This window comes from Bacillus sp. 123MFChir2 (assembly GCF_000383235.1).
Classification (GTDB): Bacteria; Bacillota; Bacilli; order Bacillales; family Bacillaceae_G; genus Bacillus_A.
In genome coordinates this window covers 41210-67229 of record NZ_KB910946.1, presented here as the reverse complement: position 1 = coordinate 67229, position 26020 = coordinate 41210, and the positions used below count along the sequence as shown (strand labels likewise).

Annotated in this window: 37 protein-coding genes, 1 pseudogene and 1 riboswitch; of the genes and pseudogenes, 26 read left to right on the top strand and 12 right to left on the bottom strand. The window is 35.9% G+C overall.

Annotated features, from left to right (window positions below; all coding sequences use genetic code 11):
• Nucleotides 1-198: hypothetical protein (locus tag H280_RS26490; protein ID WP_231401782.1), on the top strand; the 198-nt coding region annotated here is incomplete at its 5' end.
• A 20-nt stretch (nucleotides 199-218) separates the two neighbouring features.
• On the opposite strand, the gene H280_RS0113345 is transcribed toward H280_RS26490, so the two are convergent.
• Together H280_RS0113345 and H280_RS0113340 are read right to left on the bottom strand one after the other, a co-directional pair.
• Nucleotides 219-461: a DUF2626 domain-containing protein gene (locus H280_RS0113345; protein WP_020061634.1), complete on the bottom strand. Its 243-nt coding sequence runs from the start codon at nucleotides 459-461 to the stop codon at nucleotides 219-221.
• A 114-nt stretch (nucleotides 462-575) separates the two neighbouring features.
• Nucleotides 576-1274, bottom strand: coding sequence for a helix-turn-helix transcriptional regulator (locus tag H280_RS0113340; RefSeq protein WP_020061633.1), 699 nt, complete (start codon nucleotides 1272-1274; stop codon nucleotides 576-578).
• 214 nt (nucleotides 1275-1488) lie between these two features.
• Between H280_RS0113340 and comGA the strand changes: the two genes are divergently transcribed.
• From comGA to H280_RS0113295, 10 genes are read left to right on the top strand one after another with little or no spacing between them, the layout of a single operon-like run.
• The gene (gene comGA / locus H280_RS0113335; protein WP_020061632.1) at nucleotides 1489-2532 is read left to right on the top strand and encodes a competence type IV pilus ATPase ComGA; all 1044 of its coding nucleotides are present in this window, start codon (nucleotides 1489-1491) and stop codon (nucleotides 2530-2532) included.
• Entirely contained in the window at nucleotides 2519-3559 is a 1041-nt protein-coding gene (gene comGB, locus H280_RS0113330) for a competence type IV pilus assembly protein ComGB (RefSeq protein WP_020061631.1), read from the top strand. The genes comGA and comGB overlap by 14 nt, the downstream gene beginning before the upstream one ends.
• Nucleotides 3560-3571: 12 nt before the next feature.
• Nucleotides 3572-3877: a competence type IV pilus major pilin ComGC gene (comGC, locus tag H280_RS0113325; protein ID WP_020061630.1), complete on the top strand. Its 306-nt coding sequence runs from the start codon at nucleotides 3572-3574 to the stop codon at nucleotides 3875-3877.
• Entirely contained in the window at nucleotides 3874-4308 is a 435-nt protein-coding gene (comGD, locus tag H280_RS0113320; RefSeq protein WP_020061629.1) for a competence type IV pilus minor pilin ComGD, read from the top strand. Before comGC ends, comGD begins: the two co-directional genes overlap by 4 nt.
• The gene (locus H280_RS0113315) at nucleotides 4298-4615 is read left to right on the top strand and encodes a type II secretion system protein (RefSeq protein ID WP_020061628.1); all 318 of its coding nucleotides are present in this window, start codon (nucleotides 4298-4300) and stop codon (nucleotides 4613-4615) included. Before comGD ends, H280_RS0113315 begins: the two co-directional genes overlap by 11 nt.
• On the top strand, nucleotides 4587-4727 hold the full coding sequence (locus H280_RS27025; protein WP_081625662.1) for a prepilin-type N-terminal cleavage/methylation domain-containing protein: 141 nt from the start codon (nucleotides 4587-4589) through the stop codon (nucleotides 4725-4727). The genes H280_RS0113315 and H280_RS27025 overlap by 29 nt, the downstream gene beginning before the upstream one ends.
• Nucleotides 4728-4767: 40 nt before the next feature.
• A complete protein-coding gene (locus tag H280_RS26485; RefSeq protein WP_020061627.1) occupies nucleotides 4768-5040 on the top strand; it encodes a ComGF family competence protein in 273 nt (90 codons plus the stop codon).
• Nucleotides 5037-5417, top strand: coding sequence for a competence type IV pilus minor pilin ComGG (gene comGG / locus H280_RS0113305; protein ID WP_231401781.1), 381 nt, complete (start codon nucleotides 5037-5039; stop codon nucleotides 5415-5417). The genes H280_RS26485 and comGG overlap by 4 nt, the downstream gene beginning before the upstream one ends.
• A 1-nt stretch (nucleotide 5418) precedes the next feature.
• A complete protein-coding gene (locus tag H280_RS0113300) occupies nucleotides 5419-5916 on the top strand; it encodes a shikimate kinase (protein ID WP_020061625.1) in 498 nt (165 codons plus the stop codon).
• A gap of 36 nt (nucleotides 5917-5952) precedes the next feature.
• Nucleotides 5953-6150 (top strand): YqzE family protein, encoded by a 198-nt coding sequence (locus H280_RS0113295; RefSeq protein ID WP_020061624.1) that lies wholly within the window; start codon nucleotides 5953-5955, stop codon nucleotides 6148-6150.
• 250 nt (nucleotides 6151-6400) lie between these two features.
• Here H280_RS0113295 and H280_RS0113290 read toward each other — a convergent pair whose 3' ends face one another.
• On the bottom strand, nucleotides 6401-7024 hold the full coding sequence (locus H280_RS0113290; protein ID WP_020061623.1) for a VC0807 family protein: 624 nt from the start codon (nucleotides 7022-7024) through the stop codon (nucleotides 6401-6403).
• Nucleotides 7025-7181: 157 nt separating this feature from the next.
• Nucleotides 7182-7335, top strand: a riboswitch (adenosylcobalamin (AdoCbl) riboswitch).
• A gap of 59 nt (nucleotides 7336-7394) precedes the next feature.
• Here H280_RS0113290 and H280_RS0113285 point away from each other — a divergent pair.
• The 4 genes from H280_RS0113285 (at nucleotide 7395) to H280_RS26140 (ending at nucleotide 9236) form a co-directional block, all read left to right on the top strand.
• On the top strand, nucleotides 7395-7799 hold the full coding sequence (locus tag H280_RS0113285; RefSeq protein WP_155895008.1) for a DUF4430 domain-containing protein: 405 nt from the start codon (nucleotides 7395-7397) through the stop codon (nucleotides 7797-7799).
• Entirely contained in the window at nucleotides 7786-8370 is a 585-nt protein-coding gene (locus H280_RS0113280) for a hypothetical protein (RefSeq protein ID WP_020061621.1), read from the top strand. Before H280_RS0113285 ends, H280_RS0113280 begins: the two co-directional genes overlap by 14 nt.
• A gap of 405 nt (nucleotides 8371-8775) precedes the next feature.
• Nucleotides 8776-8997: a hypothetical protein gene (locus H280_RS0113275; protein WP_020061620.1), complete on the top strand. Its 222-nt coding sequence runs from the start codon at nucleotides 8776-8778 to the stop codon at nucleotides 8995-8997.
• Between the two features lie 92 nt (nucleotides 8998-9089).
• Entirely contained in the window at nucleotides 9090-9236 is a 147-nt protein-coding gene (locus H280_RS26140) for a hypothetical protein (RefSeq protein WP_020061619.1), read from the top strand.
• A 51-nt stretch (nucleotides 9237-9287) separates the two neighbouring features.
• On the opposite strand, the gene H280_RS0113265 is transcribed toward H280_RS26140, so the two are convergent.
• Nucleotides 9288-10082: a YqhG family protein gene (locus H280_RS0113265; RefSeq protein WP_020061618.1), complete on the bottom strand. Its 795-nt coding sequence runs from the start codon at nucleotides 10080-10082 to the stop codon at nucleotides 9288-9290.
• A complete protein-coding gene (locus tag H280_RS0113260) occupies nucleotides 10069-11751 on the bottom strand; it encodes a DEAD/DEAH box helicase (RefSeq protein WP_020061617.1) in 1683 nt (560 codons plus the stop codon). Before H280_RS0113260 ends, H280_RS0113265 begins: the two co-directional genes overlap by 14 nt.
• 260 nt (nucleotides 11752-12011) lie before the next feature.
• On the opposite strand from H280_RS0113260, the gene gcvT reads away from it, so the two are divergent.
• From gcvT to H280_RS0113215, 9 genes are all read left to right on the top strand, one after another.
• The gene (gene gcvT / locus H280_RS0113255) at nucleotides 12012-13112 is read left to right on the top strand and encodes a glycine cleavage system aminomethyltransferase GcvT (protein WP_020061616.1); all 1101 of its coding nucleotides are present in this window, start codon (nucleotides 12012-12014) and stop codon (nucleotides 13110-13112) included.
• 20 nt (nucleotides 13113-13132) lie between these two features.
• A complete protein-coding gene (gene gcvPA / locus H280_RS0113250) occupies nucleotides 13133-14476 on the top strand; it encodes an aminomethyl-transferring glycine dehydrogenase subunit 1 (protein WP_020061615.1) in 1344 nt (447 codons plus the stop codon).
• Nucleotides 14473-15948 (top strand): aminomethyl-transferring glycine dehydrogenase subunit 2, encoded by a 1476-nt coding sequence (gcvPB, locus tag H280_RS0113245; protein ID WP_020061614.1) that lies wholly within the window; start codon nucleotides 14473-14475, stop codon nucleotides 15946-15948. Before gcvPA ends, gcvPB begins: the two co-directional genes overlap by 4 nt.
• Nucleotides 15949-16377: 429 nt before the next feature.
• Nucleotides 16378-16602, top strand: coding sequence for a DUF3929 family protein (locus tag H280_RS0113240; protein ID WP_020061613.1), 225 nt, complete (start codon nucleotides 16378-16380; stop codon nucleotides 16600-16602).
• Nucleotides 16603-16660: 58 nt separating this feature from the next.
• Nucleotides 16661-16852: a hypothetical protein gene (locus H280_RS0113235; protein WP_020061612.1), complete on the top strand. Its 192-nt coding sequence runs from the start codon at nucleotides 16661-16663 to the stop codon at nucleotides 16850-16852.
• 116 nt (nucleotides 16853-16968) lie between these two features.
• Nucleotides 16969-17343: a GntR family transcriptional regulator gene (locus H280_RS0113230; RefSeq protein ID WP_020061611.1), complete on the top strand. Its 375-nt coding sequence runs from the start codon at nucleotides 16969-16971 to the stop codon at nucleotides 17341-17343.
• A 5-nt stretch (nucleotides 17344-17348) separates the two neighbouring features.
• On the top strand, nucleotides 17349-18221 hold the full coding sequence (locus H280_RS0113225) for an ABC transporter ATP-binding protein (protein WP_020061610.1): 873 nt from the start codon (nucleotides 17349-17351) through the stop codon (nucleotides 18219-18221).
• A complete protein-coding gene (locus tag H280_RS0113220) occupies nucleotides 18202-18852 on the top strand; it encodes an ABC-2 transporter permease (protein WP_020061609.1) in 651 nt (216 codons plus the stop codon). The genes H280_RS0113225 and H280_RS0113220 overlap by 20 nt, the downstream gene beginning before the upstream one ends.
• Nucleotides 18853-18865: 13 nt before the next feature.
• Nucleotides 18866-19492, top strand: a complete 627-nt coding sequence (locus tag H280_RS0113215; protein ID WP_020061608.1) for an ABC-2 transporter permease — start codon at nucleotides 18866-18868, stop codon at nucleotides 19490-19492.
• Between the two features lie 249 nt (nucleotides 19493-19741).
• Here H280_RS0113215 and H280_RS25100 read toward each other — a convergent pair.
• The 5 genes and pseudogenes from H280_RS25100 to H280_RS0113185 form a co-directional block, all read right to left on the bottom strand.
• A pseudogene (locus H280_RS25100) lies at nucleotides 19742-19909 on the bottom strand (DUF3975 family protein); the annotation flags it as partial.
• A gap of 231 nt (nucleotides 19910-20140) precedes the next feature.
• Nucleotides 20141-20455, bottom strand: coding sequence for a DMT family transporter (locus tag H280_RS0113200; RefSeq protein WP_020061605.1), 315 nt, complete (start codon nucleotides 20453-20455; stop codon nucleotides 20141-20143).
• A gap of 1 nt (nucleotide 20456) precedes the next feature.
• A complete protein-coding gene (locus H280_RS0113195; RefSeq protein ID WP_020061604.1) occupies nucleotides 20457-20789 on the bottom strand; it encodes a DMT family transporter in 333 nt (110 codons plus the stop codon).
• A gap of 70 nt (nucleotides 20790-20859) precedes the next feature.
• Nucleotides 20860-21441 carry a TetR/AcrR family transcriptional regulator gene (locus H280_RS0113190; protein ID WP_028411228.1) on the bottom strand — a complete coding sequence of 194 codons (582 nt, stop codon included), beginning with the start codon at nucleotides 21439-21441 and terminating at the stop codon, nucleotides 20860-20862.
• 316 nt (nucleotides 21442-21757) lie between these two features.
• Nucleotides 21758-22735 (bottom strand): LacI family DNA-binding transcriptional regulator, encoded by a 978-nt coding sequence (locus H280_RS0113185; protein ID WP_020061602.1) that lies wholly within the window; start codon nucleotides 22733-22735, stop codon nucleotides 21758-21760.
• A 248-nt stretch (nucleotides 22736-22983) separates the two neighbouring features.
• Here H280_RS0113185 and H280_RS0113180 point away from each other — a divergent pair, with 248 nt between their 5' ends.
• Nucleotides 22984-23568, top strand: a complete 585-nt coding sequence (locus H280_RS0113180; protein WP_020061601.1) for a hypothetical protein — start codon at nucleotides 22984-22986, stop codon at nucleotides 23566-23568.
• Nucleotides 23569-23600: 32 nt separating this feature from the next.
• Here the strand turns inward: H280_RS0113180 and H280_RS0113175 are convergent, their stop codons facing one another.
• Nucleotides 23601-23990 carry a rhodanese-like domain-containing protein gene (locus tag H280_RS0113175; RefSeq protein WP_020061600.1) on the bottom strand — a complete coding sequence of 130 codons (390 nt, stop codon included), beginning with the start codon at nucleotides 23988-23990 and terminating at the stop codon, nucleotides 23601-23603.
• Nucleotides 23991-24157: 167 nt separating this feature from the next.
• Here H280_RS0113175 and H280_RS0113170 point away from each other — a divergent pair, with 167 nt between their 5' ends.
• A complete protein-coding gene (locus H280_RS0113170; protein ID WP_020061599.1) occupies nucleotides 24158-24994 on the top strand; it encodes a lipoate--protein ligase family protein in 837 nt (278 codons plus the stop codon).
• Between the two features lie 68 nt (nucleotides 24995-25062).
• Here H280_RS0113170 and H280_RS0113165 read toward each other — a convergent pair whose 3' ends face one another.
• A complete protein-coding gene (locus tag H280_RS0113165) occupies nucleotides 25063-25911 on the bottom strand; it encodes a hypothetical protein (RefSeq protein WP_020061598.1) in 849 nt (282 codons plus the stop codon).
• Nucleotides 25912-26020 lie beyond the last annotated feature (109 nt).

Here is a 26020-nt window from a genome sequence, read left to right as displayed (position 1 = left end):
GATGAAGTCTGTCCAAATACAGGCATATCTCACCGCAGCCTGCCAAAACATGAAAAAAATAGCCCTTCATCTGACCAGAAAGGGTCAGTTGAAGGGCTGTTTTTCTTATTTTTTATTGTTTCGTACAATTTTTTTATACATAGTTACAATAAAGGTCATCAGAGGTTGGGAAACCCAAAGGGTTTCCCAACACTCTGAAAGATGGCATATATGCCATCTTAATGTCCAATTCCTGGTGTAAGAAGGAATGTCGTATAGTATGTAAATCCAATGAAGAAGACTGTTAAATATGCGCCAAATACATAAATGTACATACGCTCTGTTAATTTTAAATAACTTAAAAGTACAAAAAATCCTGTTTGTCCTAAAAATAATAGTGCTGCCCCATACATATCACCTAAATAAAACATCACGGAAAAAATACCAGTCCAAAAGCCGAGAACGCGAAACATGCGCTCCATCCCATTCCCCTCCCTTTGTATGAACTCAATACTCTCCCTAATTATAATGCACTTTTCTAACTATTGTAAACATTTACAAAATAATAAGAAGCCAGTATAATCTGGCTTCTTATTTTACACATGAAGATGATAATTACAAGACTTACAACCTGTTTCGAACATATTATCATTACGTGTTAATTCCATGTTCGGAAATAGAACTTCAAAGATCCCTTTCATCATATCGACATGCATGTTACAAACTTCTTTTGGATGATGAATGGCAACTTCTTTAAATGGGCAATTGTATACGTCATAGAAAATTTTGGCTCCATCGGTGCTTAGTTCAAATTCTGGAGATAAGCCCGCTGTTGTTAAAGCTTCTTTGGCAATTTGTACTTTTTGTTCAACCGTTAATTCATTTTCATTAATGTTTAAGCGATTTAGCTGTTGTTCCATTAATTCTTTACCAAACTTTTTGCCCGTTTCATAAAGTGCTTTCTCGCCAACTTCACCTAAGCTAAGTAATGTATTGCAAGCAATTTGTGCTAATAATTGATAATCGCGAAACGGAAATTGCAGTTGAATGACATCATCTGATAAGACATATAACCGGCTAGGTCTGCCGCCTTTACCTGTTTTTTTTGTTTCTGATTTTAACATATTTACATCTTCTAGCTTTGAAAGATGTAAACGCGCAACATTCGGATGAATATCAAATTCATCAGCAATTTCTTGTACGGTTACCTCCGTGTGTTTTTGAGAAATATATTTATAAATATAATAGCGTGTTGGATCAGAAAGTACGTTTGTAATTTTTAAAGCTTGTTCCATGAGGATCGCCACCTTTATCGGTTTATCTGAGATAACAATATTATAATATAGATAATGTTGTATAACATGTTTTTGGGCAATGATTCATTAATTGTTCATAATTTCACAAACTTTTTCGTATATAAAATTGAAAAATATTGCTGTTGAAATGGAAAATTCACCATTTTTCTTTTCATGATGGTCGTGATATATAAAGAGTGAGGAGGCGATAACAGTGAATGCTGTCGAACAATTTGCTGACACAATTATGAAAGAAGCATGTAGGTTGCGAGCATCAGATCTTCATATTGTACCGCGTCATGAAGATGCTGTTGTACAATTGCGTATTGGAAAAGATTTAGTAACAAAGCATCATACTTCAAAAGAATTTTGTGACCGACTTGTATCACACTTTAAGTTTTTAGCAGCTATGGATATTGGTGAAAGAAGAAAGCCGCAAAATGGTTCATTGCAGATGAAAGTTGACGAGGAAGAGGTATATTTGCGCCTTTCTACTTTGCCAACTGTGCATCATGAAAGTCTCGTTATTCGGTTGCACTTACAAACTGCGGTTCCGACCCTCTCTCATCTCTCATTATTCCCAAATTCCGCAAAAACACTTCTCTCTTTTTTGCACCATTCGCACGGGTTAATTATTTTTACAGGACCAACAGGATCGGGGAAAACGACAACGATGTATGCTCTATTAGAAGTAGCAAAGAAGGAACAGACTCGCCGCATTGTGACACTAGAAGATCCAGTTGAAAAGAAAAAAGATGGACTATTACAAATTCAAATTAATGAAAAAGCGGGTATTACGTATGCAACTGGATTAAAAGCGATTTTACGTCATGACCCAGATATTATATTAGTAGGAGAGATTCGCGATGAAGAAACAGCAAAGGTGGCAGTTCGAGCAAGTTTAACGGGACATTTAGTTATGACAACATTGCATACGAATGATGCAAAGAGCGCAGTGCTACGTTTAATGGATTATGGTATTTCACTTTTAGAAATTGAACAATCGCTACTAGCGGTAGCAGCGCAGCGACTTGTGGAATTAAAATGTCCATTTTGCAAAGGGAAATGCTCACCGCTATGTAAAAAAATGCGTCACGTACGCCGAGCAAGCATTTATGAATTATTGTACGGTGATGAATTGAAAGAAGTCATTTATGAAGCAAATGGAAGACAAGCAACGTACCAATATACAACGCTTCAGGATGAATTAAGAAAAGGGTATGCACTGGGGTTTATTGAAGAAGATGTTTATGTTTAAGAAAGAAAAGTGGCGGTTACATGAACAAGCATTATTGCTGCGAAGGCTTGGCGAACTTTTAGAGAAAGGATACTCTTTATTACATGCATTAGAGTTTTTGCATTTTCACCTAACCCCGCATAAGCAAGTGCAGCTTCAAGATGCTGCTGAAGAATTTAAAAAGGGAAGCAGCTTACATGATGTTTTTGATAAACTTGCATTTCATCCCGATATTTTAAGCTATTTATTTTATGCAGAGCAGCACGGTGACATTGCTTTTGCACTGCAGCAAGGGAGCTCACTTCTTTGCAGAAAAGATAAACATCAAAAAAATATGATGAAAGTGCTGCGCTATCCATTCGTTCTTTCTTTGTTTTTATTAGGTATTCTTCTTGTATTTAACCTAGTTCTTCTTCCACAGTTCTCTACTTTATACCGTTCACTCCGCGGATCATCTACTTCATTTACAGACAGTATTTTAACAGTTATTCAAGCACTTCCGTATGTTATGGGAGGCGTTGTTGTTGCAATTGGCAGCGCAGTTCTTATCTATATGCTGTATGTAAAAAGGTTGCATCCAGTTACGAGAATGGATATTTGTATGAGAGTTCCTCTTATAAAAATGTTTTTTAAATTAACGAACTCACACTATTTTGCGATTCAATTAAGCGGTCTTTTACAAGGTGGACTATCCATATTAGAAGCGCTAACGTTAATGAAGGAGCAAAAACATCATTTGTTTTTTCAATGTGAAGCTCTCAAAATACAGGAGTTATTAACGATAGGGGACCATCTTGATTCTATTATGATGAATCGTTCGTATTATGAACAAGAGCTCGCTTACATTATTAAACATGGACAAGCAAATGGCAATTTAGCAACTGAGCTTGCCGATTATAGTGAAATGACAATTGAAAAAATCGAAGAGAAAATTAATCGTATTTTATTTGTTATACAGCCCCTTTTGTTTGCATGTATCGGAATGGTTGTTGTGCTTATGTACTTAGCGATGATTATGCCGATGTTTCAAATGATGGATTCTATTTAGGAGGCATGTTCTGTGAAAAATGAAAAAGGCTTTACGCTGTTAGAAATGTTGCTTGTTATGGTTGTCATCTCTGTGTTATTACTGCTTATTATTCCAAATGTCGTAAATCAACGATCTTCTGTACAAGGAAAGGGATGTGATGCTTTTGTAAAGTCAGTTGAATCACAAGTACAAGCATATCAATTAGAACATAATAAAATCCCAACGGTGGATGATTTATATACGGGGAAGTATATTACATCTAAAACTTGTCCAAAAGGGGAGAGCATTACAATTGATGCTGCAAATGGAGAGGTTAAAGTTGTAGGGAAATCGTGAAAAAAAATGGCTTTACTCTATTAGAAATGCTCATCGTATTAAGTGCTATTTCTATTTTAAGTGTAGTAACGTATTTTAATTTATCGTCGATTTACGAAAAACAAAAGATGAATCAGTTTATGCACCAATTTTCTCAAGATATCCTTTTCATGCAACAAGTAGCAATGAGCCGCCATAACCGTCACACATTACGGTGGTTTCCTAATCAAGCTTCGTACACTATTACATCATCGGGAGAAACAAACCCTGTTCTCGTTCGTTACTATCCATCTGATATACAGGTGAATATAAACACGTTCCCTAATCCAATGAGTTACGGAGCGGATGGAAATATTAATAGAGGTGGAACGATTATTATTTCTTATAAATCTAAAACGTATCATGTTGTATTTCAACTTGGGAGAGGGAGATTTACGTATTATGAAGTGTGACAAAGGTTCGGTTATGCTAGAAATGCTTGTGTCTCTTAGTTTATTAATGATGGCCGTTTCGCTTTTAATTCCGCAAACGCTTCTTATTATGCAGGAACGAAAAAATATTCAGCTTCGATACAGAGCGCAGCTACTGTTGAAAGAAGTGGCCGCTGTATATATGTATGACCATGTAGTATCGCCAGTAATAGAAAAACGCTATGAACATACGGTATATACAATTCAATGGAAGACAGAAAAAGTGTGCGTAATGTGGAAAGATAGTAAACAGCGAGAGAATGAACGGTGTCGTCATGTTAAAAAATAAGCAATCGGGGTTTACGTTGTTAGAAGTTATGATCTGTTTTCTATTTATATCTGTATTTTTTCTTCTTCTCCCCCGTCTTCAACTCCTCTTTATAGAACCCCCGTACCCCTAAACAAATCACGAATTGGGAATGGAACGTTTTTTTAGAGCAGGTGCAAATTGAGTTTCGCGATGTAGAAGAAGGAAATAATGGGGAAGGAAAATTGTTTTTCAAAACAAAGGCAGGAGAACAAATCACATATGTTAAGTCTGGAAATAATATTGTTCGAAAAGTAAATGGGACGGGTCATGAAGTTCTATTACAAAAAGTAGGGGACATTTCTTATCAATTAGCAGCTCATACATTAATCATACGTGTGCAGGATATAAACGGTAAAGTATATGATGGTGTTGTTACCCGTTACTCTGCTATTGAGGTGAAATGATGAAGTCGGAAAGTGGATTTACAATGCCGGGAACAATCATCCTCCTATTTTTACTCATGTCTTTTTTAGTATATGAGACAAATATACTCCTATCAGATCAAAAATTTTATACAGAAGCAGAAGAATTGTTTATTTTAGAAGAAATAACGAGCCAAGCTGTTGCGGATGTGAAACAAGAATTAAAAGCTACAATGGGAAACAGAGAATTTATTTATTCGTACGAGGCAGGTGAAGCAAAGGGAAATTACACAATTGTAGATGGAAATGCTTCTATTACTTTACAATGTATAACAAAACGAAAGCGCGCAAGTAAAGTTAGCTTTCATTATAATACAAATAACGAAGCAATTACGAATTGGCAAGAGGAGAGAGGATAACATGCAAACATTATATATAACAGGTTTTATGGGATCTGGGAAAACAACAGTTGGTAAAGCATTAAGTAGTGCACTTCATATGCCAGTTATTGATACAGATCAGCGTATTGAAGAAAAGAAAAGGAAACTGATTCGGGATATCTTTTCAGAAGAAGGAGAAGATGTTTTCCGAAAGTATGAAAGTGAAGTTCTGCAATCATTACCGACAAATGATTATATTATTACAACTGGAGGAGGAATCGTTGAAAAAGCGGAGAACCGAAAGTGGATGAAAGAACATGGAACTGTAATTTATTTGTACTGTGATCCACATGTCATTGCGGAGCGAATTGCTGGGGATACAACAAGACCGTTGTTTCAAAAGGAGAATATAGGGTCGTTTATCGAGAAATTTGAAAAGCGTCAAGCTTATTATGAAGAAGCAACGGTGAAGATCGATACGACAAATAAAAGTATTGAAGCAATTGTTCAAGAAATTCAAGGGCGGATTAATAAATAAAGAAGTGGACATACTAATCTAGTAGAGGTGATAGATATGTCTACAAATGATTATATAAGATATGTCACACAACAATTTGTATCATATATGGATGCTCCAAAAGAGGATCGAAAACAAAAACGGCAACAGCGCCGTGAAGAGAGAGAACCATTCTTAAATCGTTGGTTTGGTATGTTGCCGGTAAGTGCTGCATTCTTTTATCGTCAAATGAAGAAGAGAAAGAAATCGAGTTAAGTATTTTTCATGGAATAATTTTCAACTAGAAAAGGGTTTTATGTCATAGTACAATTTCTACGGCGAGTTGAACACGCTGTATATTCGACAATATAACCTAGAAAAGAAGCTCCACCGCTTACAAGCAGTGGAGCTTCTTTTTTATCCCACTTTAGCGGGCAGTAGGACTTCCACCTCAAAATGTATAGAGAAAAAAGGAAGTAAGGTGGGAGATAAAAAACTCCCAATGATGGAAGTTTCACTTTATGCATTAAACTTCAGCTTCGGTCACTTGGTTAATTTTATTACTAATCCAAAGGAACCCAGCTCCAATTCCGATTGAAATGCACCAACCAACTCCTGTCATAATCGCTTTCATTTCTCCGTATCCGTCTACTCCAAATTTAGAAATCATATAAATCTTAATACCGCTAAGTACAATAAATTGTAAGCCAAAAAAGAAAGTAAAGTATTGGAACGATGGAAAGAGGCGAGGGTCACGATATAACAATTGCGATTTCTTTCGATCATCCCCTTGCAATGCAGCAAGGTCGGCTGCGAAATATAACATAAGTGGTTGTTTGATAAAAATGGTACATATCACAACAATACCAAGTACAATGTGATAGTACACGTCGTTCCATAACATTTTCTCAGCTGATCCGGAAAGTATATCTACGCTTGTATTTACAATCATTGTAACGAGGATAAAAAAGCCGGTCACATGAAATTGCCGTTCTTTCTTGAAACAATACAGTGTATAAAAAATACCTGGAACAGAAGAAAGTAGCATGGCATAATATGCATCCATATATTGTTTGCCAAATTTCCAAATAACAAATGGAAAGATAAGATAAAAAATAATATCGTAAATTACTTTATTGTTTTGTTTCATTGAACTCCTCCTTTTTTGTATTGTACAATAAAAATTCTGAATATTGAACTTGTTCATAGGATTAAGAATAAAAAATGATTAGTTATCCCGAAATATTTAAGCTTTCATTGTGATATAATAGTGGGGAATTATTAAACTTAGTAATTAATTGTAAAAAAATCGTTCATAAAAATGTTGTAGGTAATGGAAGTTTGGTGAAATTCCAACGCGGTCCCGCCACTGTAATAGATTAGATATCTAGTCTTAAGTCAGGTCGATTACATACAGCTTTGTTTAGACTAACTGTTTCGAGGCAAAGAGGTTAGTCTACAGGTCTAGTTTTTGCTTATACGCCTTACTAGGCCTTTTTTATTTGGACAGAAAGGAGACCATGATGAAAGTAACGAAAACGATGATGAAGGTACTTTTTGCAATCGTGATGTTAATAAACATCGTTGGTTGTTCAAACAAAGACGCATCTGTTAATACCTCAAAACAGAAAGATGCAGTAAGTAAAGTAACAATTGAAATAACGCAAAATAATGGTGATAGTAAGGTAGAAAAAAAGACTATTGAAATTACGGGAAAAGAAACACTTTTAGACGTGATGAAGAAGAACTTCAAAATTGAAGAGAATAAAGGGTTTATCACTTCGATTAATGGAATTAAACAAGATACGAAAGAAAATAAGTATTGGTTGTTTAATGTTAATGGTACACCAGCAGTAAAAGGTGCAAACGAAACTGAATTAAAAAACGGTGACGAAGTGAAGTGGGATTTACATGCAGCTTCATAACCGATCTTCTAATGTTCCGATTACACATATTAAAAGTATTGCATTAGTGGCTGTACTAACTGCGTTATCAGTTGCTGGAAGATTGATATTTGCGTTTATTCCTAATGTACAACCAACAACGACATTACTTATTTTAGTAACATTGCTAATGGGAATACGTTATGGAATTGTGCACGCTATTCTTGTTATGGTAGCATCAAACTTAATATTAGGAATAGGAATTTGGACAATTCCACAAATTATTTCGTATGTTGTTATTGTGCTTATTACAGGTTTGGTTATCCGACCTATGTTTTCAAAAATCCCACATGTCATTATGGGATTGTACGCTGGATTTACAGGTTTTTTATATGGATTTGTTATTTCTTTATGTCAAGCACCGATTTATGGCTTGAAATATTTTTGGGCTTATTATATGGCAGGCTTACCGTTTGATCTCAATCACGCGATTGGAAATGTTGGATTTTATATGGTGTTAGCACCAATTTTATTGCCATTGCTTGATAAGTTATTAATTAAATATCAAAGTTCATATATACACGAAAATGCGAAAGAGCACAAAGATGCGTGATTAAAGGATAATATTTTACGTTCACGAAGTCGTGTACATAATGAATAGCAAAAAAGCTTTTAGAGGAGGAAATTCCTTTAAAAGCTTTTTTTATGCAATTTTTTAAATTTGTAAGGTAATTTAGATATTTATTTCATACTATAAAGAACTTTTGTCTTTAATAGTAACATTTAAGTTTTTAGTACATTTGATTATTAAGTTTATTTGGTATAATGTTAATAACAATATTTAAAACGCTTTCATTTTTTATATTTGTTCACAAAATTGTTTAAAATACACTTTGATACTATGGCAATGTTGTTTTATAATGGAACTAATCATCTATACATGCATACATTAATTGTGAAATAAATAACATATTGAGTTTATATAAATGTAAACGTTATCAAAGGAGAGGTGGTACAAATGAGTAAATTTTTCTTCGATCAAACTCCTGCAACAGTTGAGGATGGAAAATTGATAGAATATGCAGAGACGATTTATGGAAAGGGCGGGCGTTCTGTATTAGAGAACTTAGTTTTAAAGGCATCTATTCGACTACGTGATCGTTATCCTCATAAGTCAGATGAGCAGATTTCTTATCTTGTGAATCAAGAGTTACATGATATGTTTCAAAAATATGTGTAAGGAGAGGGGATTTCCTCTCCTTATTTTTTGTATAAGTGGAATGTGGATTGCGAAAACTAATGCCGAAGTATATACGAGTGGGGGTGAACAAAATGAGTAACGGAGCAGGCGGTTCAAAGAAGAATACAGAAACGGATGCAAATCATGTAAGTGCAAAAGATAGAGAATATCAAAAAAGAATGACAAAAATTCATCAGCAAGAACATAACGATGGCCGGAAATATAATGGGAAAATCTAAAATGAACTTTTACTTTCTAACATAAAAAAGCTCCTTGTAGAAGGAGTTTTTTTATGTTAGAAAATGATTGGCTGTCACATAAAAGAGTCCGCCGTTTATAATTTGCATCATAATGCGCGGTTCATATTGCTCTTGTAAGGCTCGTTTTTCTATTTCGTAGCTTTCTGGTAATTCATTACTTTCCTCATAAAAGCGGTTTAGTAGTTGTAAATCGTGATTCCAACGAACTTTTGCTTCTTCAGCCCATGAGTGATCGTCTGAAGCAATGATACGTTTCGTAGCTTCTTCTATTCTAGATAAGCCGCTTTGCGGTTTAATAATTGGCGTTAATGTAAAACAAAAATCAGGGATTTTTGGTGTAAGACGAAGCGCTGTTAATGCCTCATGAAAATTTGTAATCATTGCACCAGAAATAAGGTGAATCCCGATGGAATACAGCATATCCTTTTTTCGATCACATTGATAAGAGACCTTTATATTGACGCCAAGCCAAGGGTGAAGCGGAGTGCTTGTTTGTCCATTTGAATGTACATCCTCAAATAAACGAATGTAAGCACCTAATTCTTTTGTTGCTTGAAAAATTTGATGTAAGCGCGGAGAACCGTAGTGAATGAACTCGCCTTCTTTCTCCTCGGGTTTTGCATCAGTAATGAATGTAAGACGCATCGGATTTGGTATCCCACCTGTTTTTTCAAGATAATGCCAATAAAATGGACGGTTCATCAGTAGTTTATCCATTTCGATTGTTAATTGAACGTCTAATAAATGAGGGGAACGCTGCAAAATTTCACAGCCGTTTGCCTCGAAAAAACAATGTAAATAATGATGAATTTCATGTTGCTGCATAGCCACGCACCTCGGCTTCATTTCGTTTGGCAAATTCAATAATCGACGTTAAATTTTCCATTTTAATGCGGATTTCTCCTTCACTTTTGGAATGAGTAAAAATATCGTGAATGTGCGCATCGATGTTTTTCATATTGATTCTTGTTAAAATTTCATCTAAATCACCAATGACGCGCTCAAATAAGTCAATTTTTTCATACAGCAGTTTTAAAATATGTTCTTCTATTGTATGTTTCGTTGCCAAATTATAAATATGAACGTCATGCTTTTGTCCGAGACGATGAATCCGTCCAATTCTTTGTTCAAGACGCATCGGATTCCAAGGAAGATCGTAGTTGATCATGTAATTACAAAATTGTAGATTTATTCCTTCACCGCCTGCTTCTGTCGCAATTAATACTTGGGCATGGTTTTGAAACAATTCTTTCATCCAATCTTTTTTACCGCGTTTAAATCCGCCCCGAAAAGGTACAGACGAGATGCCGTGCTGCTTTAAAAACCATTGTAAATACATTTGAGAAGCACGGTATTCGGTGAAAATGACAACTTTATCATTAATTTCTTTTATGATTTCTAATGCTTTATTTGCTTTTGAATTAGCGGAAATACCATTAATTTTCTCCATTAACACATCTATGTATGGATCTACTGTATATTGCGTATCTTCTTTTTGCCGCTTTTCTACATGTTTTTTGAGTGAGAAATAAACAGCTTCGCGGCTGCTGCACGCTTCACGCTTCAATGTTAACGCAGAAAATGCAGAAGTAGATACATCTTGTCTTTTCCATCCTTCAATTGCATCGTATAAAGCTTTTTCTTGTTCATTGAAGTCGACAAAGAGCGTATGAACATGTCGTTTTGGCCATTCGATGCCAGTGTCGTGTCGTCGATTCCGTACCATTACTTTATTAATGAGTTCTTTTAAATGTTCATCTGTTTCAGTCGTGCGATTTTTCGAAGCGTAATATTCTTCAAAATTAGATTGGTTGCCGAGATGTCCGGGTTTTAATAGCGAGACAAGATTAAAGATTTCATCAATGCGATTTTGAACAGGTGTTGCGGTAAGTAATAAACAAAATTTTTTCTTTAATAGTTGGGCAAATTCATAGTTTTTCGTTTTGTTGTTTTTTAGTTTATGTGCTTCATCAATAATAATGAGATCATATTCTAAATTTAAAACGATATCACGGTGCGGCGAGCGCTTTGCGGTATCGATAGACGATACAATAACGTCAGCTTGCTCCCAGGAGTAACTTTTTCGCTGCATGGCGGCTGGAATGAAAAATTTTGTATTTAGTTCATATGTCCATTGTGAAACGAGAGATGCAGGTACAAGAATAAGTACTTTTTTCACAAGTCCGCGCACCATATATTCTTTTAAAATAAGTCCAGCTTCAATTGTCTTTCCAAGGCCAACTTCATCTGCTAAGATTGCCTTTCCGTTCATTTGTTCAATGACGGTTTGCGCTACTTCTAACTGATGTGGAAGTGGCGTGAAATGTGGCAAATGTTTAGGTGCCTGTAGCCCGTCAAATTTGGGAATGAGAAGGGACTGTTCAGTTTGATATGCGAGATGAAATAGTTCCCAGTTTGTCCACGGGCCATCTTCTTCTATTCGTTTTAAGAAGTTTTCTTGCCAAGAACGCTCTATTGAAATTTTGACATTCATGGATAATATCTCACCTTCTATAAATTCTAAATTATTTTTTTAGCTAGAATATTGATGAAACGACTCGAAAAATGTTAGGATAATGGTGTGAAATGTGTGGAATCTTTCGTATTTTATCCAAGAAAGCACTTTTTTATTTACGCTTTCATAAAAAAATAGAATCAGATTCCGTATATCCCATCTTTTCTGAATGGAAAACGTTTAGAAATGGGAAACCAACTTTTATTGATTTGTCATAGAAAGCGTAAGGGGGAGAGAACATGATTACGTTACAACGTACACCGCTATTTGATGTATACGCGAAGTATGGTGGGAAAACAATTGATTTTGGTGGTTGGGAATTGCCAGTTCAATTTTCAAGCATTAAAGAAGAACATGAAGCTGTTCGTACTAAAGCAGGTCTTTTTGATGTTTCTCACATGGGAGAAGTAGAAGTAAAAGGTGCAGATAGTTTAGCATTTTTACAACGTGTAGTTACAAACGACGTTTCTATCTTAAAGGTAGGCGGAGCACAATATACGGCAATGTGTTACGAAGATGGTGGTACAGTAGATGACTTATTAATCTACAAACGCGGAGAAGAAGACTATTTGTTAGTAATCAATGCATCAAATATTGATAAAGATTACGAATGGTTAGCATCTCATGTAAGCGGCGATGTGCAAGTAGTCAACGTTTCTAGTGAAATTGCACAACTTGCAATTCAAGGACCAAAAGCAGAGGGCATTTTACAAAAAGTTGTATCAGAAGATTTGAAAGAAATTAAGTTCTTTAAATTTAAAGACAATGTTCTTGTGGATGGTGTAGAAGCGCTTGTATCTCGTACTGGTTATACAGGTGAAGATGGATTTGAAATTTACTGTAAGAGCGAAGAAGCTGCAAAACTTTGGGAGAAACTTCTTAAAGTAGGCGAAGAAGATGGCTTAAAACCATGTGGTTTAGGAGCGCGTGATACACTTCGTTTTGAAGCAACACTTCCTCTTTATGGTCAAGAGTTATCAAAAGATATTACACCAATTGAAGCTGGAATTGGCTTTGCGGTAAAACCAAATAAAGAAATGGATTTCTTTGGAAAAGAAACGTTAAAGGAACAAAAAGAAAACGGTGCACCTCGTAAATTAGTCGGCATCGAAGTAATTGAACGTGGTATCCCGCGCACGCATTACCCTGTATATGTAGGCGAAGAAAAAATCGGGGAAGTTACAAGTGGTACACAATCTCCAACGTTAAAGAAAAGTATCGGTTTAGCGTTAATTGATGTGAAATATGCAGCAGTTGATACAGAAGTAGAAATTGAAATTCGTAATAAACGCGTCAAAGCAGTTGTTGTTCCAACACCATTTTACAAACGTTCAAAGTAACGGGGAGAGGGGTAGATTTCATGTTGCATCGTTATCTTCCAATGACAGAAGAAGACAAAAAAGAAATGTTACAAACGATCGGTGTTCAAACGATTGATGAGTTATTTTCTGATATTCCAGAAAGCGTTCGTTTTCAAGGGGATTTAAATATTAAACAGGCAAAATCAGAACCAGAACTTTTAAAAGAACTGTCTGAGCTTGCTAGTAAAAATGCAAACTTAAAAGACTATGCTTCCTTCTTAGGAGCAGGTGTATACGATCATTATGCACCAGTAATTGTAGATCATGTTCTGTCTCGTTCAGAATTTTATACAGCTTATACACCGTACCAACCAGAAATTTCACAAGGGGAATTACAAGCAATCTTTGAATTCCAAACAATGATTTGTGAACTAACAGGTATGGATGTAGCAAACTCTTCTATGTATGACGGAGGTACAGCGTTAGCAGAAGCGGCAATGCTAGCAGCAGGTCATACTCGTAAAAAGAAAATTCTTGTTTCTAAAGCAGTTCATCCGGAATCAAGAGCAGTTCTTGAAACATATGCAAAAGGTCAACACCTTGAGGTTGTTGAAGTTGATTATAAAGATGGTGTAACAGATTTAGACGCATTACAAAGCGAAGTAGATGATACAGTAGCTTGCGTAATCGTTCAATATCCAAACTTCTTTGGACAAGTGGAAAAACTAGCTGATATTGAGAGAATCGTTCATCAGCAAAAATCATTATTCATCGTTTCTTCTAATCCATTAGCGTTAGGAGCGTTAACACCACCTGGTAAATTTGGTGCTGATGTTGTTGTAGGCGATGCACAGCCATTTGGTATTCCAACGCAGTTTGGTGGCCCGCACTGCGGTTATTTTGCTACAACAAAAGCGTTTATGCGTAAAATTCCAGGACGCCTTGTTGGACAAACAGTGGATTCTGAAGGACAACGTGGTTTCGTATTAACGCTGCAAGCACGTGAGCAACATATTCGTCGTGATAAAGCGACGTCTAATATTTGTTCAAACCAAGCGTTAAACGCATTAGCAGCTTCTGTTGCAATGACAGCCCTTGGGAAACAAGGTGTGAAGGAAATGGCACGTCAAAACGTTTCTAAAGCACAATATGCAAAACGTCAACTTGAAGCAAAAGGCTTTACAGTAACATTTGCTGGACCGTTCTTCAATGAATTTGTTGTAGATTGCAAACGTCCAGTACAAGAAGTAAACGATGCATTATTATCCAAAAATATCATCGGTGGTTACGACCTTGGCCGTGATTATAAAGAACTTACAAATCATATGCTTGTAGCTGTAACAGAGTTACGCACAAAAGAAGAAATTGACACACTTGTAAACGAAATGGGGGCTATCCAATGAAGAACCAAGACCAAGCACTTATTTTTGAAATGAGTAGAGAAGGACGCATAGGATATAGCTTACCCCAATTAGATGTAGAAGAAGTAAAATTAGAAGATGTGTTTGAGAGCGAGTATATTCGCACGGAAGATGCAGAGCTTCCTGAAGTATCAGAACTTGATATTATGCGCCATTACACAGCGCTTTCAAATCGTAACCACGGTGTTGATTCTGGGTTTTATCCACTAGGATCTTGTACGATGAAGTACAACCCGAAAATCAATGAAAATGTAGCGCGTTTCCCTGGTCTTGCACACATTCATCCGCTTCAAGATGAAAAAACAGTGCAAGGTGCAATGGAATTAATGTATGACTTACAAGAGCATTTAATAGAAATTACAGGTATGGATAATGTAACGCTTCAGCCAGCAGCAGGAGCGCACGGTGAATGGACAGGATTAATGTTAATTCGTGCATATCACGAAGCAAACGGTGACTATAACCGTACGAAAGTAATCGTTCCTGACTCTGCTCACGGAACAAACCCAGCTTCTGCAACAGTAGCAGGATTTGAGACGATTACAGTCCAGTCTAATGAAAATGGTCTTGTTGATTTAGAAGACTTAAAGCGTGTTGTGAACGAAGAAACAGCAGCGCTTATGTTAACAAACCCAAATACACTTGGTCTATTTGAAGAGAACATTTTAGAAATGGCAGAAATCGTTCATAATGCAGGCGGTAAATTGTACTATGACGGTGCAAACTTAAATGCAGTATTAAGTCAAGCGCGCCCAGGAGATATGGGATTTGACGTTGTACATTTAAATCTTCATAAAACATTTACAGGTCCGCATGGCGGCGGTGGCCCTGGTTCTGGTCCAGTAGGTGTAAAAGCAGATTTAATTCCGTTTTTACCTAAGCCAGTTTTAGAGAAAACAGAAAGCGGCTATCACTTTAATTACGATCGTCCACAAGCAATCGGACGCGTGAAACCGTTCTATGGTAACTTTGGTATTAACGTTCGTGCGTATACGTATATTCGTTCTATGGGTCCAGATGGACTTCGTGCGGTAACAGAATATGCAGTATTAAACGCGAACTATATGATGAGAAGATTAGCTCCATTCTACGATCTTCCATTTGACAGACATTGTAAGCATGAATTTGTTTTATCTGGTCGTCGCCAAAAGAAACTTGGCGTACGTACGCTTGATATTGCAAAACGTCTGCTTGATTTCGGCTACCATCCACCAACAATTTACTTCCCATTAAATGTGGAAGAATGTATTATGATTGAGCCGACAGAAACAGAATCAAAAGAAACATTAGATGGATTTATCGATACGATGATTCAGATCGCAAAAGAGGTAGAAGAAAATCCAGAAGTGGTTCAAGAAGCGCCGCATACAACAGTAATTAAGCGCCTTGATGAAACAATGGCAGCACGTAAGCCGATTTTACGCTATCAAAAACCATCTATGGTTCAAGTTTAATAATAATTTGTAGAGAACTCGCTATATGCGAGTTCTTTTTATATAAATACAAATTGAAAAACCGACAGAAAAGTATTTTTTTAAATGGGCGAGAGGGACTAGCCATGCATAGGAGCGGTCAGGGCCTTTTTCTGCCACATGCGAAGTGAATACTTCTTTTTTCTTCGTAGCAGCGACTTATATGTTGAAAAATCAAAATAAATTTATATATTATGATCAAAAATGTTATTACTTAAAAAAGATGTTATAAAATCGCAGGTTTTATGTAAGATTGGAGAATTATCACACTTTCTCAACGTTTTTGTTGAAAAAGTTCCTTTGATAAAAGTGTGTATTTTTGTTAGAATTTTATTGGAATTAAAGTAAATGAGAAGCAGAAATGTAAATTTTTTATACATATGTGAAGAATTGAACAAGGGGATGGAAAAGATGGGCTATAAGCGTTGTAGGATGGTGTACTATTTAGAAAATGGTGATATGATTAAGGATATTAAAGAATTTTATTACCAAGATACAGAAAAAATGTTGGAGAGAGTGAAGCATCACGTATTAGATAACAAGAGTGTAACTGCAATTGATAGTAAAGGAACACTAATTCCAATCGCTTGTCATGATATTGTGAAAGTTGAGTTAGATCATTTACAGGAAAGTTAGTCTTGAGTCATAGGGGATAATTCGTTACAATAAATGAGTAATTAGAGAGGAGTTCGTTATGGGTAGTAAAAGACATTTCTATATGTTTATTGTTGCATTTTTACTTGTTGCAGCATTAACGGTATATTTAATTATTGATAGTCATTGGTATAACACAGTACATCCAGCATTTCTTATTTTTATGTATGTTGGAATTGCAATTGTAAGCTTTGGTATGAGAGATGAGATGTTAAATCGCTTTGAGAAGTGATACATATATGAAAGACCAACAGGAAATTGTTGGTCTTTTTTTATTGCCAAAAATAGAGAAGTGTGTATATACTGTATATATTAGATGTATACAGTATATACACTGTGGAGGGGAATATGAATATTATTATTTCAAACTCTTCACCAGATCCGATTTATGAACAGATTAGTAAGCAGCTTCGGCAGCTAATTTTAAATGGGAATGTAAAAGGTGGAGAGCAATTACCGTCTATCCGTAGTTTAGCGAAGGAATTACAAATTAGTGTCATTACGACGAAAAGGGCGTATGAAGAGCTTGAAAAAGAAGGGTATATAGAGACAGTCGCTGGAAAAGGGACGTATGTTTCTGTGCAAAATAATGAGCTCATACGAGAACAAAGGCTGCGATTGTTGGAAAGTAAAGCGGAAGAAGTAGTAAATGAAAGTAAACTTCTCCAGCTGTCTCTTGAAGAGTTGCAGCATATGATTGCGTTTCTATATAAGGGGGAATAAGACACATGCTAGAATTTAAAAATGTTTGTAAAGATTATCAAGGTTTTTCAGTCCGAAATGTAAATTTTAAACTGCCACGCGGATATATTATGGGGTTTATTGGACCAAATGGATCAGGAAAAAGTACGACAATTAAAATGATAATGAATTTAGTGAAACGAAATAGTGGTGAAATTCATATTTTTGGTAAGGACAATCAAAAATATGAAAAAGAAGTAAAACAAAATATCGGCTTTGTATATGACGAAAATCATTATTATGAAGATTTAACATGTGAACAAATGAAGCGTATTATTGCGCCTTTTTATAAAAAGTGGGATGAAGCACAATACCAATCATACATGGAGCGATTACAAGTTCCGAAACATAAAAAGATTAAACAGTTATCAAAAGGAATGAAAATGAAATATGCCATTGCTATGGCGTTGTCACATCATGCTGAGCTAATCATTATGGATGAACCAACAGCAGGATTAGATCCGGTTGTTCGAAGTGAGCTGCTTGATATATTGCAAGAGATAGTAATGGAAGAGGAAATATCCGTGTTATTTTCTACACACATTACAACGGATTTAGAAAGCATTGCTGATTATATTACATTTATAAATGAAGGTGAAATCGTCTTTACTGGAGAGAAAGACGAACTACTGGAGAATTACATAATCGTAAAAGGAAGCAATGACTTGTTAGACGTAGAAGGAAAAGAACTGTTTGTCGGTTTAAGAAAAAATAAATATGGGTTTGAAGGATTGGCGAAGGATAAACGGGCGGTTGCAGATTGGTTTGGTCAAGAAGTTGTGCTAGAGAAACCGACACTTGATGATATTATCGTGTATACGGCGAAGGAGAGAAAGAGAAATGCGGCTGCTTGTGTTTAAGGACTTGTATGTGCAGCGCTTTACGTGGATGATGTGCGTTCTCTTTTATTTTGCGTCGTATGGATTATATTTATATGATCAAAATGCATCTATTTTTAGTAGTCTGTTAATTACAATGGTATTTTTAAATACATCAACAATGATAGAAGAACGGAATCAAAGTGATAAGCTATTAAATAGTTTGCCGTTACTCAGAAGAGAAATTATTATGGCGAAATATGTGTCTTTCCTTTTACTTGTTGGCATAGGTGTGTTGATGCCGGGAACTGTTTTTCAATGGCTTTTTCAAGGAGTTGCTATCGATAGAATGGATGCATCTTATTTTCCATGGCATTCATTGCTGATTGCTTTTATTGTTTCCGTTGTATATGTAGCCGTTTCTTTACCCATTTATTATGGCATTAAAGTGAAAATGATGCGCTCAGTGCTATATGGAGTTGTTATGTTTCTATTTTTTCGTGCTAGTACATGGCTAAATGGAGAAGTAGGAAAAGAAGATGGTGTATTTCAAGTTTATTTTTCGGAATATTCGTTCGAATTATCATTTTTGATAAGCGTTCTTATTTTATTTGCTATCTATATCTTATCCATAATGTTTACGATAAAAATACACGAAAAACAAGATGTATAAGGAGGAGGTTGCTATGCAACAATTAGTTTGGAAAGATTTTATGTTACAAAGAAAAATGATCATTTTTTATTTTGTCTATTCTCTTTTTCTTTCGACTATAGATATCAATAACAAAGCTTTTGTGACAATCGCATGTATAATTGTACCAGTGCTTGGAACAATCGTGTCTATAAATCAAGAAGAAAAAAATAATAGTAACAAAGTAGTAAGCAGTTTACCTGTTAGCCGAAAAAATGTAGTCTTGTCTAAATATATTTTTTCACATTGTTTAATTGTGCTAGGCATACTTATGGCATTGATAATAGGGATATTACAAATTCAATATGGAAAAAAAGAAGTCAGTACTGTAATAGTATGGGGAGATATAGTAGGCGGAATGGTTGAAGGGATTTTATTTATTAGTATTGTATTACCTGTCAGTTTGGGTATTGGGAATAAAATAGGAACACAAGTTGCAGTTTTTATAGGTATAATGTTTACTATGATACAGGGCGCGGTTATTTCCGCCTTTTGGACAGATTCAATGAATGGATGGGCTACCCATTTTACAGCTAATGCAATTGTTTTAGTTGGAGCGATTGCTTTAAATGTTGCATCATTATTTCTCACCATACATTTATATGAAAAGCGTGATTTATAAAAAGAAGGTGTCTCATTACGAGACACCTTCTTCAATGCACCAAACTATGCATAACAATTTTATAAACCGACACCATACTCGGCGAGTAAACAGGCACGTTATACGTATGTAGTAAGAAACTAAAAAACACAACAAACATAATAAAGACGAAGAATAGCAGTAAAATCTGCTTATGTGCAGAAGTTTGCATATAATCAGCTCCTTTTTTGTAGTATGCCCAAAGGAGGAAATGATATGAAAAAAAGACAGTTACTTCTTGTCTGAAGAACTGTCTTTTGAAAAGAGCTTTTTCCAAAGTTTTGTAGTGAACCAAATGATAATAATCCCAATAGAGGCGATAATGGACCACATAACAGAAGTGACCTCAAGAGCCATGTTAGGCAGAAACATGAGAAGTGCAAATGCTTTATGAAATAATTATTCTGCAATATGGAATATATATGAATCCATTTTCATTTTTCGACATATTAGATTGCGGCTATGCAGAAGAGCCTACACGTATTGTCTACTTTTGTTTTCAAACCTTGCACGTGGCAGGAAAAGGCCCTGACCGCTCCTATGCATCGCCAGTCCATCTCGCCCATTTAAAAAATGATTTTTTGTCGGTTTTTCATAAAGTAACTGAGTAGTTACCTTGCATTCACCTCGTTAATTCATTAATTTTAAACCAACTGCACCGCATAAGATACAACTTAAAAAGACAAGACGGCGCCAATCAGCGGATTCGCGGAAAATGAGAATGCCAAGTAGTGCACTTCCGGCAGTTCCGATTCCTGTCCAAATTGCGTAAGCCGTTCCCATTGGCAATGTATCCATTGCGAGAGATAAGAAGAAGAAACTTACACCGAAGTTGGCAATTAACATCAGTTTTGGTGTCCAGCCTTTTTTTTCATTGGCTATCTTCATAAAGATAACACCGGTAACTTCACAAATACCAGCAATAATTAAATATACCCAGGCCATGTTATGCGGCCTCCTTCTGTTTTTGTTCACCTGTTACTCGTTTTAAACCAATAACACCTACGAAAATTAATCCGATAAATAAGATTTTTACCATTGAAAATGGTTCGCCGAAAATAAAAATTTCTGTTAGGACAATACCTCCAGCTCCAATTCCTGTGAACACAGCATATACAGTTCCGACAGGGAGCTTTGCGTAAGCTTTGAATAAAAGGAAAAAGCTTATGGCAATTGTAAGTGCCACACCAACCCATTCTAGTGGTATTGTGGCATGTTTTAAACCAATTACCCAAACGATTTCAATGAGTCCTGCGATAACAACATAAATCCATTCCATCTCATTCATTCTCCTTCCTATCAGTCGTTAGGTTTAGGGCAAGAAAATGACGTATTGCATGTGCAATCCGTCAGCTTGATAATCCTCGCCAAAATACTTTCCAAGATGCGTATAATCGATTTTCAAATGGTTGTATTCCAGCAAATAAAAATTCAACCATTAATCCGTCCATTAAACATAAATAAGCTGCAACAGCTTCTGATACTTCAATGTTACAAAATTCTTTCTTGTCTTGTGCCTGTTCAAAAATAGGTACTAAAAGCTGTCCGATGCTTTCGATGTATGCATTTGCTTTTTCCATAATTTGCTCACGGAAGGCAAATGGTGGAAAAAACGAAGTGCGTAACCAAAACATTGCTTCAATACTTTCTTGAAAGCGATGGCCATAATTTTTAAGAAGATGAAATAAAAAGTCTTCAAAGGGAGTTTCTTCTGACTTCTTCACATACTGTTTAAAGAATGCAAGATCCTTTTGTAAAGATTCTTCTAAGCAAATAAAATAGAGCTCTTCTTTTCCTTTAAAGTGTGCATATATTGACGGCTTCTTAATACCAACCTCTCCGGCAATATTTGCGAGTGAAGTTCCTTCATAGCCATAGCGTGCAAAGTGTGAAAGTGCTACAGATTTAATACGGTTTGCTGTCATGCTCATCCCCTACCTACCGTTCGTTAGTTAAAGTATAGGATAGAAGAAGGATATAGTCAAGAAGGGCAATGATATGAACTATAGGAAATCCATTTTAATTTTTCGACATATAGATTGCAACTATGCAGAAACAAAAGGAGCCTGCACTTATTGTCTACTTTTGTTTTCAAACCTTGCACGTGGCAGGAAAAGGCCCTGACCGCTCCTATGCATCGCCAGTCCCTCTCGCCCATTTAAAAAAATTCTTTTCTATCGGTTTTTCATAAAGTAACTGAGTAGTTACTTTGGATTTATACAAAAAAAGCTCCAGTAATAGGAGCTTTTACACTGTTCCTCGTTCAATGAGACGAAACGGTAACTCTTCAGAAGTCCCTGTAATTTGTTCTTGTTGTACTTGTTCATAAAATAGTGAAAAAGCACGATTTCCCATTGCTAATCCTGGGTTTTCAATCGTTGTTATCTCTAACGCTTCAGAAATAGGGTGGTTATCAAATCCTAAAATCGCTAAATCTTCTGGTACTCGCAGTCCTTGTTTTCTCGCTTCTGTTAATAATCCCGAAGCAACTTGATCGCTTGCAGCAAAAAGAGCGGTAGGACGATTTTTCATCGTTAGTATGCTGTGAATGACATTGGCGCCATCTTGAATATTGTAGCATTGATAAAACTGCCAGTCAGTTTGTGAGTGTTTACCTGCTGCACGAAGAGTATCAAAGAACGCTTGCTCACGCTGCTTTGTACTCACGCTTTTTTTGCGTGCTAAACAAAATCCAATCCGTTCGTGTCCGTTTTGTAATAAATATTCTGTTCCAATCCGAAAGCCGTCATAGTGATTCACATAGACAGACGATATAAGAGGATGCTGCAGTTTTTCACACGAAATGATAGGAGCAAATTTTGCATAAGGTTCAATGGCTTCCCATGAGCTCGTTCGGGAACAAATAATCATGCCATCAAATTGTTTCATTTTCATCATTTCAAGGACACGCATTTCCTCAATGCTGTCGTAGTTTGTTTGACAGAGATTAATGCGGTACCCAGCTTCAAGTGCTTTCGTTCCAATCCCTTCAATGATTGTACTAAAGTATGGCAGATTAATAAAAGGAAGCATGACACCAATTGTATTTGTTTTTCCTTTTAGAAGATGAACGGCATTTACATTTTTGGCGTAATTCAATTCTTCAACAGTTTCTAGCACGCGTTCTCGTTTTTCTTCACTGACATATGGATGTTCATTTAAGACACGTGAAACAGTCGTAACGGAGACTCCAGCCGTTTTCGCGATTTGTTTTATATTTACCATATGTATCACCTCTATTTCTATTATACAAGAAAAGAAGAAAAGAAATAGAGGTGAAACTCTTGACATGAAAAGCGTTTCATAATCTATCTTGTTACTAACGCTTTTTCTATTCGCGTAACGATTAAATTCGGCGTGAGAATAGGGAAGCGTTTTTGTCAAATTGTGTGAGATAAACGAGGAAAGTTTTCAAAGGTAGAGCGGTAGGAAAGGGAGAATATGAACATAACATACGAAAGCCTGAAAAGAGAATGTTGAGAAAGGGCGGATACAAGTTGAAAAAACGAATGATATGTTTCGTATTTTCTAGTATGGTGTTAAGTGCATGTTCTTTTCAGCAAACTATGGTCGAAGAAAAAAAGTTTGCAGCAGATTTAGCGGCAAGTGAAGATATGATGACTGATCCAATGCCTGTACAGTCTGTAAAAAACGTTCTTCCTTTTTCTTTTTACACACCTTCATTTTTACCGTATGAATCAACAAATAATCCAAAAGCAGTAGTCCGAAAAATGGGAGAAAAGCGGATTGCTCTTGATATTAAATATGAACGGCAAGAAAAAGGCACGCGAGATTATATTGAATTAACAGCTGCAAACTTTTCGTATAATTTTCCTTTTATCGTAGAACAAAATCGTTTTCAGGAGAAAGTAAAGCTTACAAATGGTATAACAGCCTATTTTAAAAATAGTAATGAAGAAATGGACGGAGAAGATATGGCAACGCTCACATGGAAAGAAAAGAATGTGGAGTATCAGTTGCTTTATCGAAATGTTCGTGATCAAAATAGTGAAGATGTCAAACAAAATTTAGTATATGTTGCTAGTAAAATGCAATAGCTAGCTTGTGCGTAGGACAAGCTAGCTAATTATTATGAGTTTTTCTTTTTTACTTTACCAGACCAAGTTTTAAAGCCGCCTTGTAATTGATAAAATTCTTTATAGCCGTGTTTCTTTAAGAATTGTGCTGCGCGGCCTGTTCTGAAACCGTTTTGGCAGTACATATAAATCGGTTGATCAGTACGAAGTTCTTTGTAACGAAGACGTATTTGTGAAATCGGAATATTGCGCGCTCCTAAAATGTGTCCAGCATTATATTCGTCCGCTTCACGAATATCGATAAGCTGTGCCTTACGGTAACCAGCGCGAAATTCTTCTTCTGAAAGTGTTTTAATTAATTTTTTCTGATAGAAATACATCCATACAGAATAGCCGATGAATCCTGCAGTTATGGCTAGTAAAATAATAACATTTGTTGACACGATTATATCGCTCCCTTTTTCTTATCCTACTCTCCATATTATAATGCCCATATGTATTTATGCAACAAGTTCATTTTACATTAGAAGAAATTTCGTATTCTTTCACAAATTTTATCGAATTTGATAGACTAGAGAATGTGAAAAAAATTAGTTATATGAGGTGTGGGATGGAAAAGGAAAAATGGTGTTATATAAATTCCGGTAAATGCTCTCCGGCGTTTAATATGGCGTTAGATGAATGTTTGTTAAATTGGCAAAGTGAAAAGAAAATGCCACCAACCATTCGTTTTTATGAATGGGAAGTTCCGACGTTAACAGTCGGTTATTTTCAGCGTGTTTCAAAAGAAATTGATATGGATGCAGTACATAGTAATGGTTTTGGTTTTGTACGTCGTCAAACAGGTGGACGAGGCGTTCTTCATGATAAAGAATTAACGTATAGTGTCATTGTGTCTGAAGAACATCCAAACATGCCAAAAACAGTGACAGAAGCATATCGCGTTATATCACAAGGGTTGCTAGATGGATTTAAAGCATTAGGTTTAGAAGCTTATTTCGCAGTACCAAAAACAGCTGAGGAGCGCGATAATTTGAAAAATCCACGTTCAGCAGTTTGTTTTGATGCTCCGTCATGGTATGAAATTGTTGTCGAAGGGCGCAAAATTGCTGGAAGTGCACAAACTAGGCAAAAAGGCGTTATTTTACAGCACGGTTCCATTCCGTTAGAAATCGACTTAGATATGCTATATGATTTGTTCCTGTTTCCAAATGAACGTGTGAAAGAACGTATGAAAAAAATGTTCTCTTCAAAAGCAATTGCAATTAATGAATTAACGGATCGTACTTTTACTATTCAGCAACTTATCGATGCATTCCATGTTGGATTTGAAAAAGGATTAAATGCAGAACTTGTACCGTATGAATTAACAGAAGAACAACTTCATGAAGTGCAAACATTAGCAAAAGAAAAGTATGAAAGCGATGAATGGAATTACAAGAAATAAGGAGATGGATAGCCATCTCCTTTTTTTATATGAGTGAGAGCTTTCCTAGCAGGGGAAAGCTTTGTAATTTATAATAGGTTCAATACTTTTTCTACTTTAATGCCTTTTTGCTTTAATGAACGCAAACGGTTTACAACATCCATAATTTCTGCATCGAATGCTACTGATATACCTTGTTTTTGTAACTCATTTTTTAAGTTCTCGATAGAATCATCAACGTCCATCCCAAGTTCGTAATCTTGACATACATCTATAGCTTGTTTTACAAGACGAACATATTTTTCCTGTAATTCAGAATTTTGTTGATTTGTCACAGGTTGTTTAACTGAAGGTGTTGGCTTTGCTGGAGTTGATACAGTAGCCTCTTTTTGTACTGTAGTTGGTGCCACTACTTCTTTTTGTACAGGTTTTGGTGTAGTTTTAACTACAGGTTCTGGACGCACTGGCTTTGGAATCGGTGCTTGTGTAGGTGCGACATTGTCAACTGGTTTTGTTACAGGCGTCACTTCTTTTGAAGTTTCAACAATTGTTTCTTTCTTCGGAGTTGGCGTTTCGACAACGGATAATGTATTGTCTTCTAATTCTGCAATTTCTTCTTTTGTTTCTTTACTCCACATCACGCGTTCAATTTGCAGTGAAACATTGTTTTTATTCATGGCGCTTAAAGTCACTTTCCCAACTTCAGCATTGCCAGTAAAATCGACAATTTTATAAATAACGCTCTTGTTCCAATCTACTTTTCCGCTCAAAAATAATTCTTCGTTACATTTTGGCGTTAAGCCCTCGATTTTAATTTCTGCGTTTACACCGTTTTCACTATATACCATAATTAGCGAAGCATTTACATCTTCATCTGCTAACATTAGTTCACGTACCATTTTGCCGGTGCGTACTTGCGTTTTCTTCTTAAGTGACATCAAATTTCCCCTCTCAAAAATTCAGTAATAATAAAAAAATCGTATAACGAAAAATAATTGCTCACGAAGAAATATGATACCGATAATAAAAGCATCACGTCAACAATTT

Bases quoted from the DNA above. Each gene is read 5' to 3' on its own strand.
- H280_RS26140 (WP_020061619.1), top strand. From the start codon at position 9,090: ATGAGTAACGGAGCAGGCGGTTCAAAGAAGAATACAGAAACGGATGCA.
- H280_RS0113295 (WP_020061624.1), top strand. From the start codon at position 5,953: ATGTCTACAAATGATTATATAAGATATGTCACACAACAATTTGTATCA.
- gcvPB (WP_020061614.1), top strand. From the start codon at position 14,473: ATGAAGAACCAAGACCAAGCACTTATTTTTGAAATGAGTAGAGAAGGA.
- gcvT (WP_020061616.1), top strand. From the start codon at position 12,012: ATGATTACGTTACAACGTACACCGCTATTTGATGTATACGCGAAGTAT.
- H280_RS0113240 (WP_020061613.1), top strand. From the start codon at position 16,378: ATGGGCTATAAGCGTTGTAGGATGGTGTACTATTTAGAAAATGGTGAT.
- H280_RS0113185 (WP_020061602.1), bottom strand. From the start codon at position 22,735: ATGGTAAATATAAAACAAATCGCGAAAACGGCTGGAGTCTCCGTTACG.
- H280_RS0113315 (WP_020061628.1), top strand. From the start codon at position 4,298: ATGAAGTGTGACAAAGGTTCGGTTATGCTAGAAATGCTTGTGTCTCTT.
- H280_RS0113230 (WP_020061611.1), top strand. From the start codon at position 16,969: ATGAATATTATTATTTCAAACTCTTCACCAGATCCGATTTATGAACAG.
- H280_RS0113290 (WP_020061623.1), bottom strand. From the start codon at position 7,024: ATGAAACAAAACAATAAAGTAATTTACGATATTATTTTTTATCTTATC.
- H280_RS0113235 (WP_020061612.1), top strand. From the start codon at position 16,661: ATGGGTAGTAAAAGACATTTCTATATGTTTATTGTTGCATTTTTACTT.
- H280_RS0113280 (WP_020061621.1), top strand. From the start codon at position 7,786: ATGCAGCTTCATAACCGATCTTCTAATGTTCCGATTACACATATTAAA.
- H280_RS0113275 (WP_020061620.1), top strand. From the start codon at position 8,776: ATGAGTAAATTTTTCTTCGATCAAACTCCTGCAACAGTTGAGGATGGA.
- H280_RS0113215 (WP_020061608.1), top strand. From the start codon at position 18,866: ATGCAACAATTAGTTTGGAAAGATTTTATGTTACAAAGAAAAATGATC.
- H280_RS0113300 (WP_020061625.1), top strand. From the start codon at position 5,419: ATGCAAACATTATATATAACAGGTTTTATGGGATCTGGGAAAACAACA.
- gcvPA (WP_020061615.1), top strand. From the start codon at position 13,133: ATGTTGCATCGTTATCTTCCAATGACAGAAGAAGACAAAAAAGAAATG.
- H280_RS0113220 (WP_020061609.1), top strand. From the start codon at position 18,202: ATGCGGCTGCTTGTGTTTAAGGACTTGTATGTGCAGCGCTTTACGTGG.
- H280_RS0113165 (WP_020061598.1), bottom strand. From the start codon at position 25,911: ATGTCACTTAAGAAGAAAACGCAAGTACGCACCGGCAAAATGGTACGT.
- comGG (WP_231401781.1), top strand. From the start codon at position 5,037: ATGATGAAGTCGGAAAGTGGATTTACAATGCCGGGAACAATCATCCTC.
- H280_RS0113195 (WP_020061604.1), bottom strand. From the start codon at position 20,789: ATGGAATGGATTTATGTTGTTATCGCAGGACTCATTGAAATCGTTTGG.
- H280_RS0113345 (WP_020061634.1), bottom strand. From the start codon at position 461: ATGGAGCGCATGTTTCGCGTTCTCGGCTTTTGGACTGGTATTTTTTCC.
- H280_RS0113180 (WP_020061601.1), top strand. From the start codon at position 22,984: ATGTTGAGAAAGGGCGGATACAAGTTGAAAAAACGAATGATATGTTTC.
- H280_RS0113200 (WP_020061605.1), bottom strand. From the start codon at position 20,455: ATGGCCTGGGTATATTTAATTATTGCTGGTATTTGTGAAGTTACCGGT.
- comGB (WP_020061631.1), top strand. From the start codon at position 2,519: ATGTTTATGTTTAAGAAAGAAAAGTGGCGGTTACATGAACAAGCATTA.
- H280_RS0113225 (WP_020061610.1), top strand. From the start codon at position 17,349: ATGCTAGAATTTAAAAATGTTTGTAAAGATTATCAAGGTTTTTCAGTC.
- H280_RS0113190 (WP_028411228.1), bottom strand. From the start codon at position 21,441: ATGAGCATGACAGCAAACCGTATTAAATCTGTAGCACTTTCACACTTT.
- H280_RS0113265 (WP_020061618.1), bottom strand. From the start codon at position 10,082: ATGCAGCAACATGAAATTCATCATTATTTACATTGTTTTTTCGAGGCA.
- H280_RS0113170 (WP_020061599.1), top strand. From the start codon at position 24,158: ATGGAAAAGGAAAAATGGTGTTATATAAATTCCGGTAAATGCTCTCCG.
- H280_RS27025 (WP_081625662.1), top strand. From the start codon at position 4,587: ATGAACGGTGTCGTCATGTTAAAAAATAAGCAATCGGGGTTTACGTTG.
- H280_RS0113285 (WP_155895008.1), top strand. From the start codon at position 7,395: ATGATGAAAGTAACGAAAACGATGATGAAGGTACTTTTTGCAATCGTG.
- H280_RS0113340 (WP_020061633.1), bottom strand. From the start codon at position 1,274: ATGGAACAAGCTTTAAAAATTACAAACGTACTTTCTGATCCAACACGC.
- H280_RS0113260 (WP_020061617.1), bottom strand. From the start codon at position 11,751: ATGAATGTCAAAATTTCAATAGAGCGTTCTTGGCAAGAAAACTTCTTA.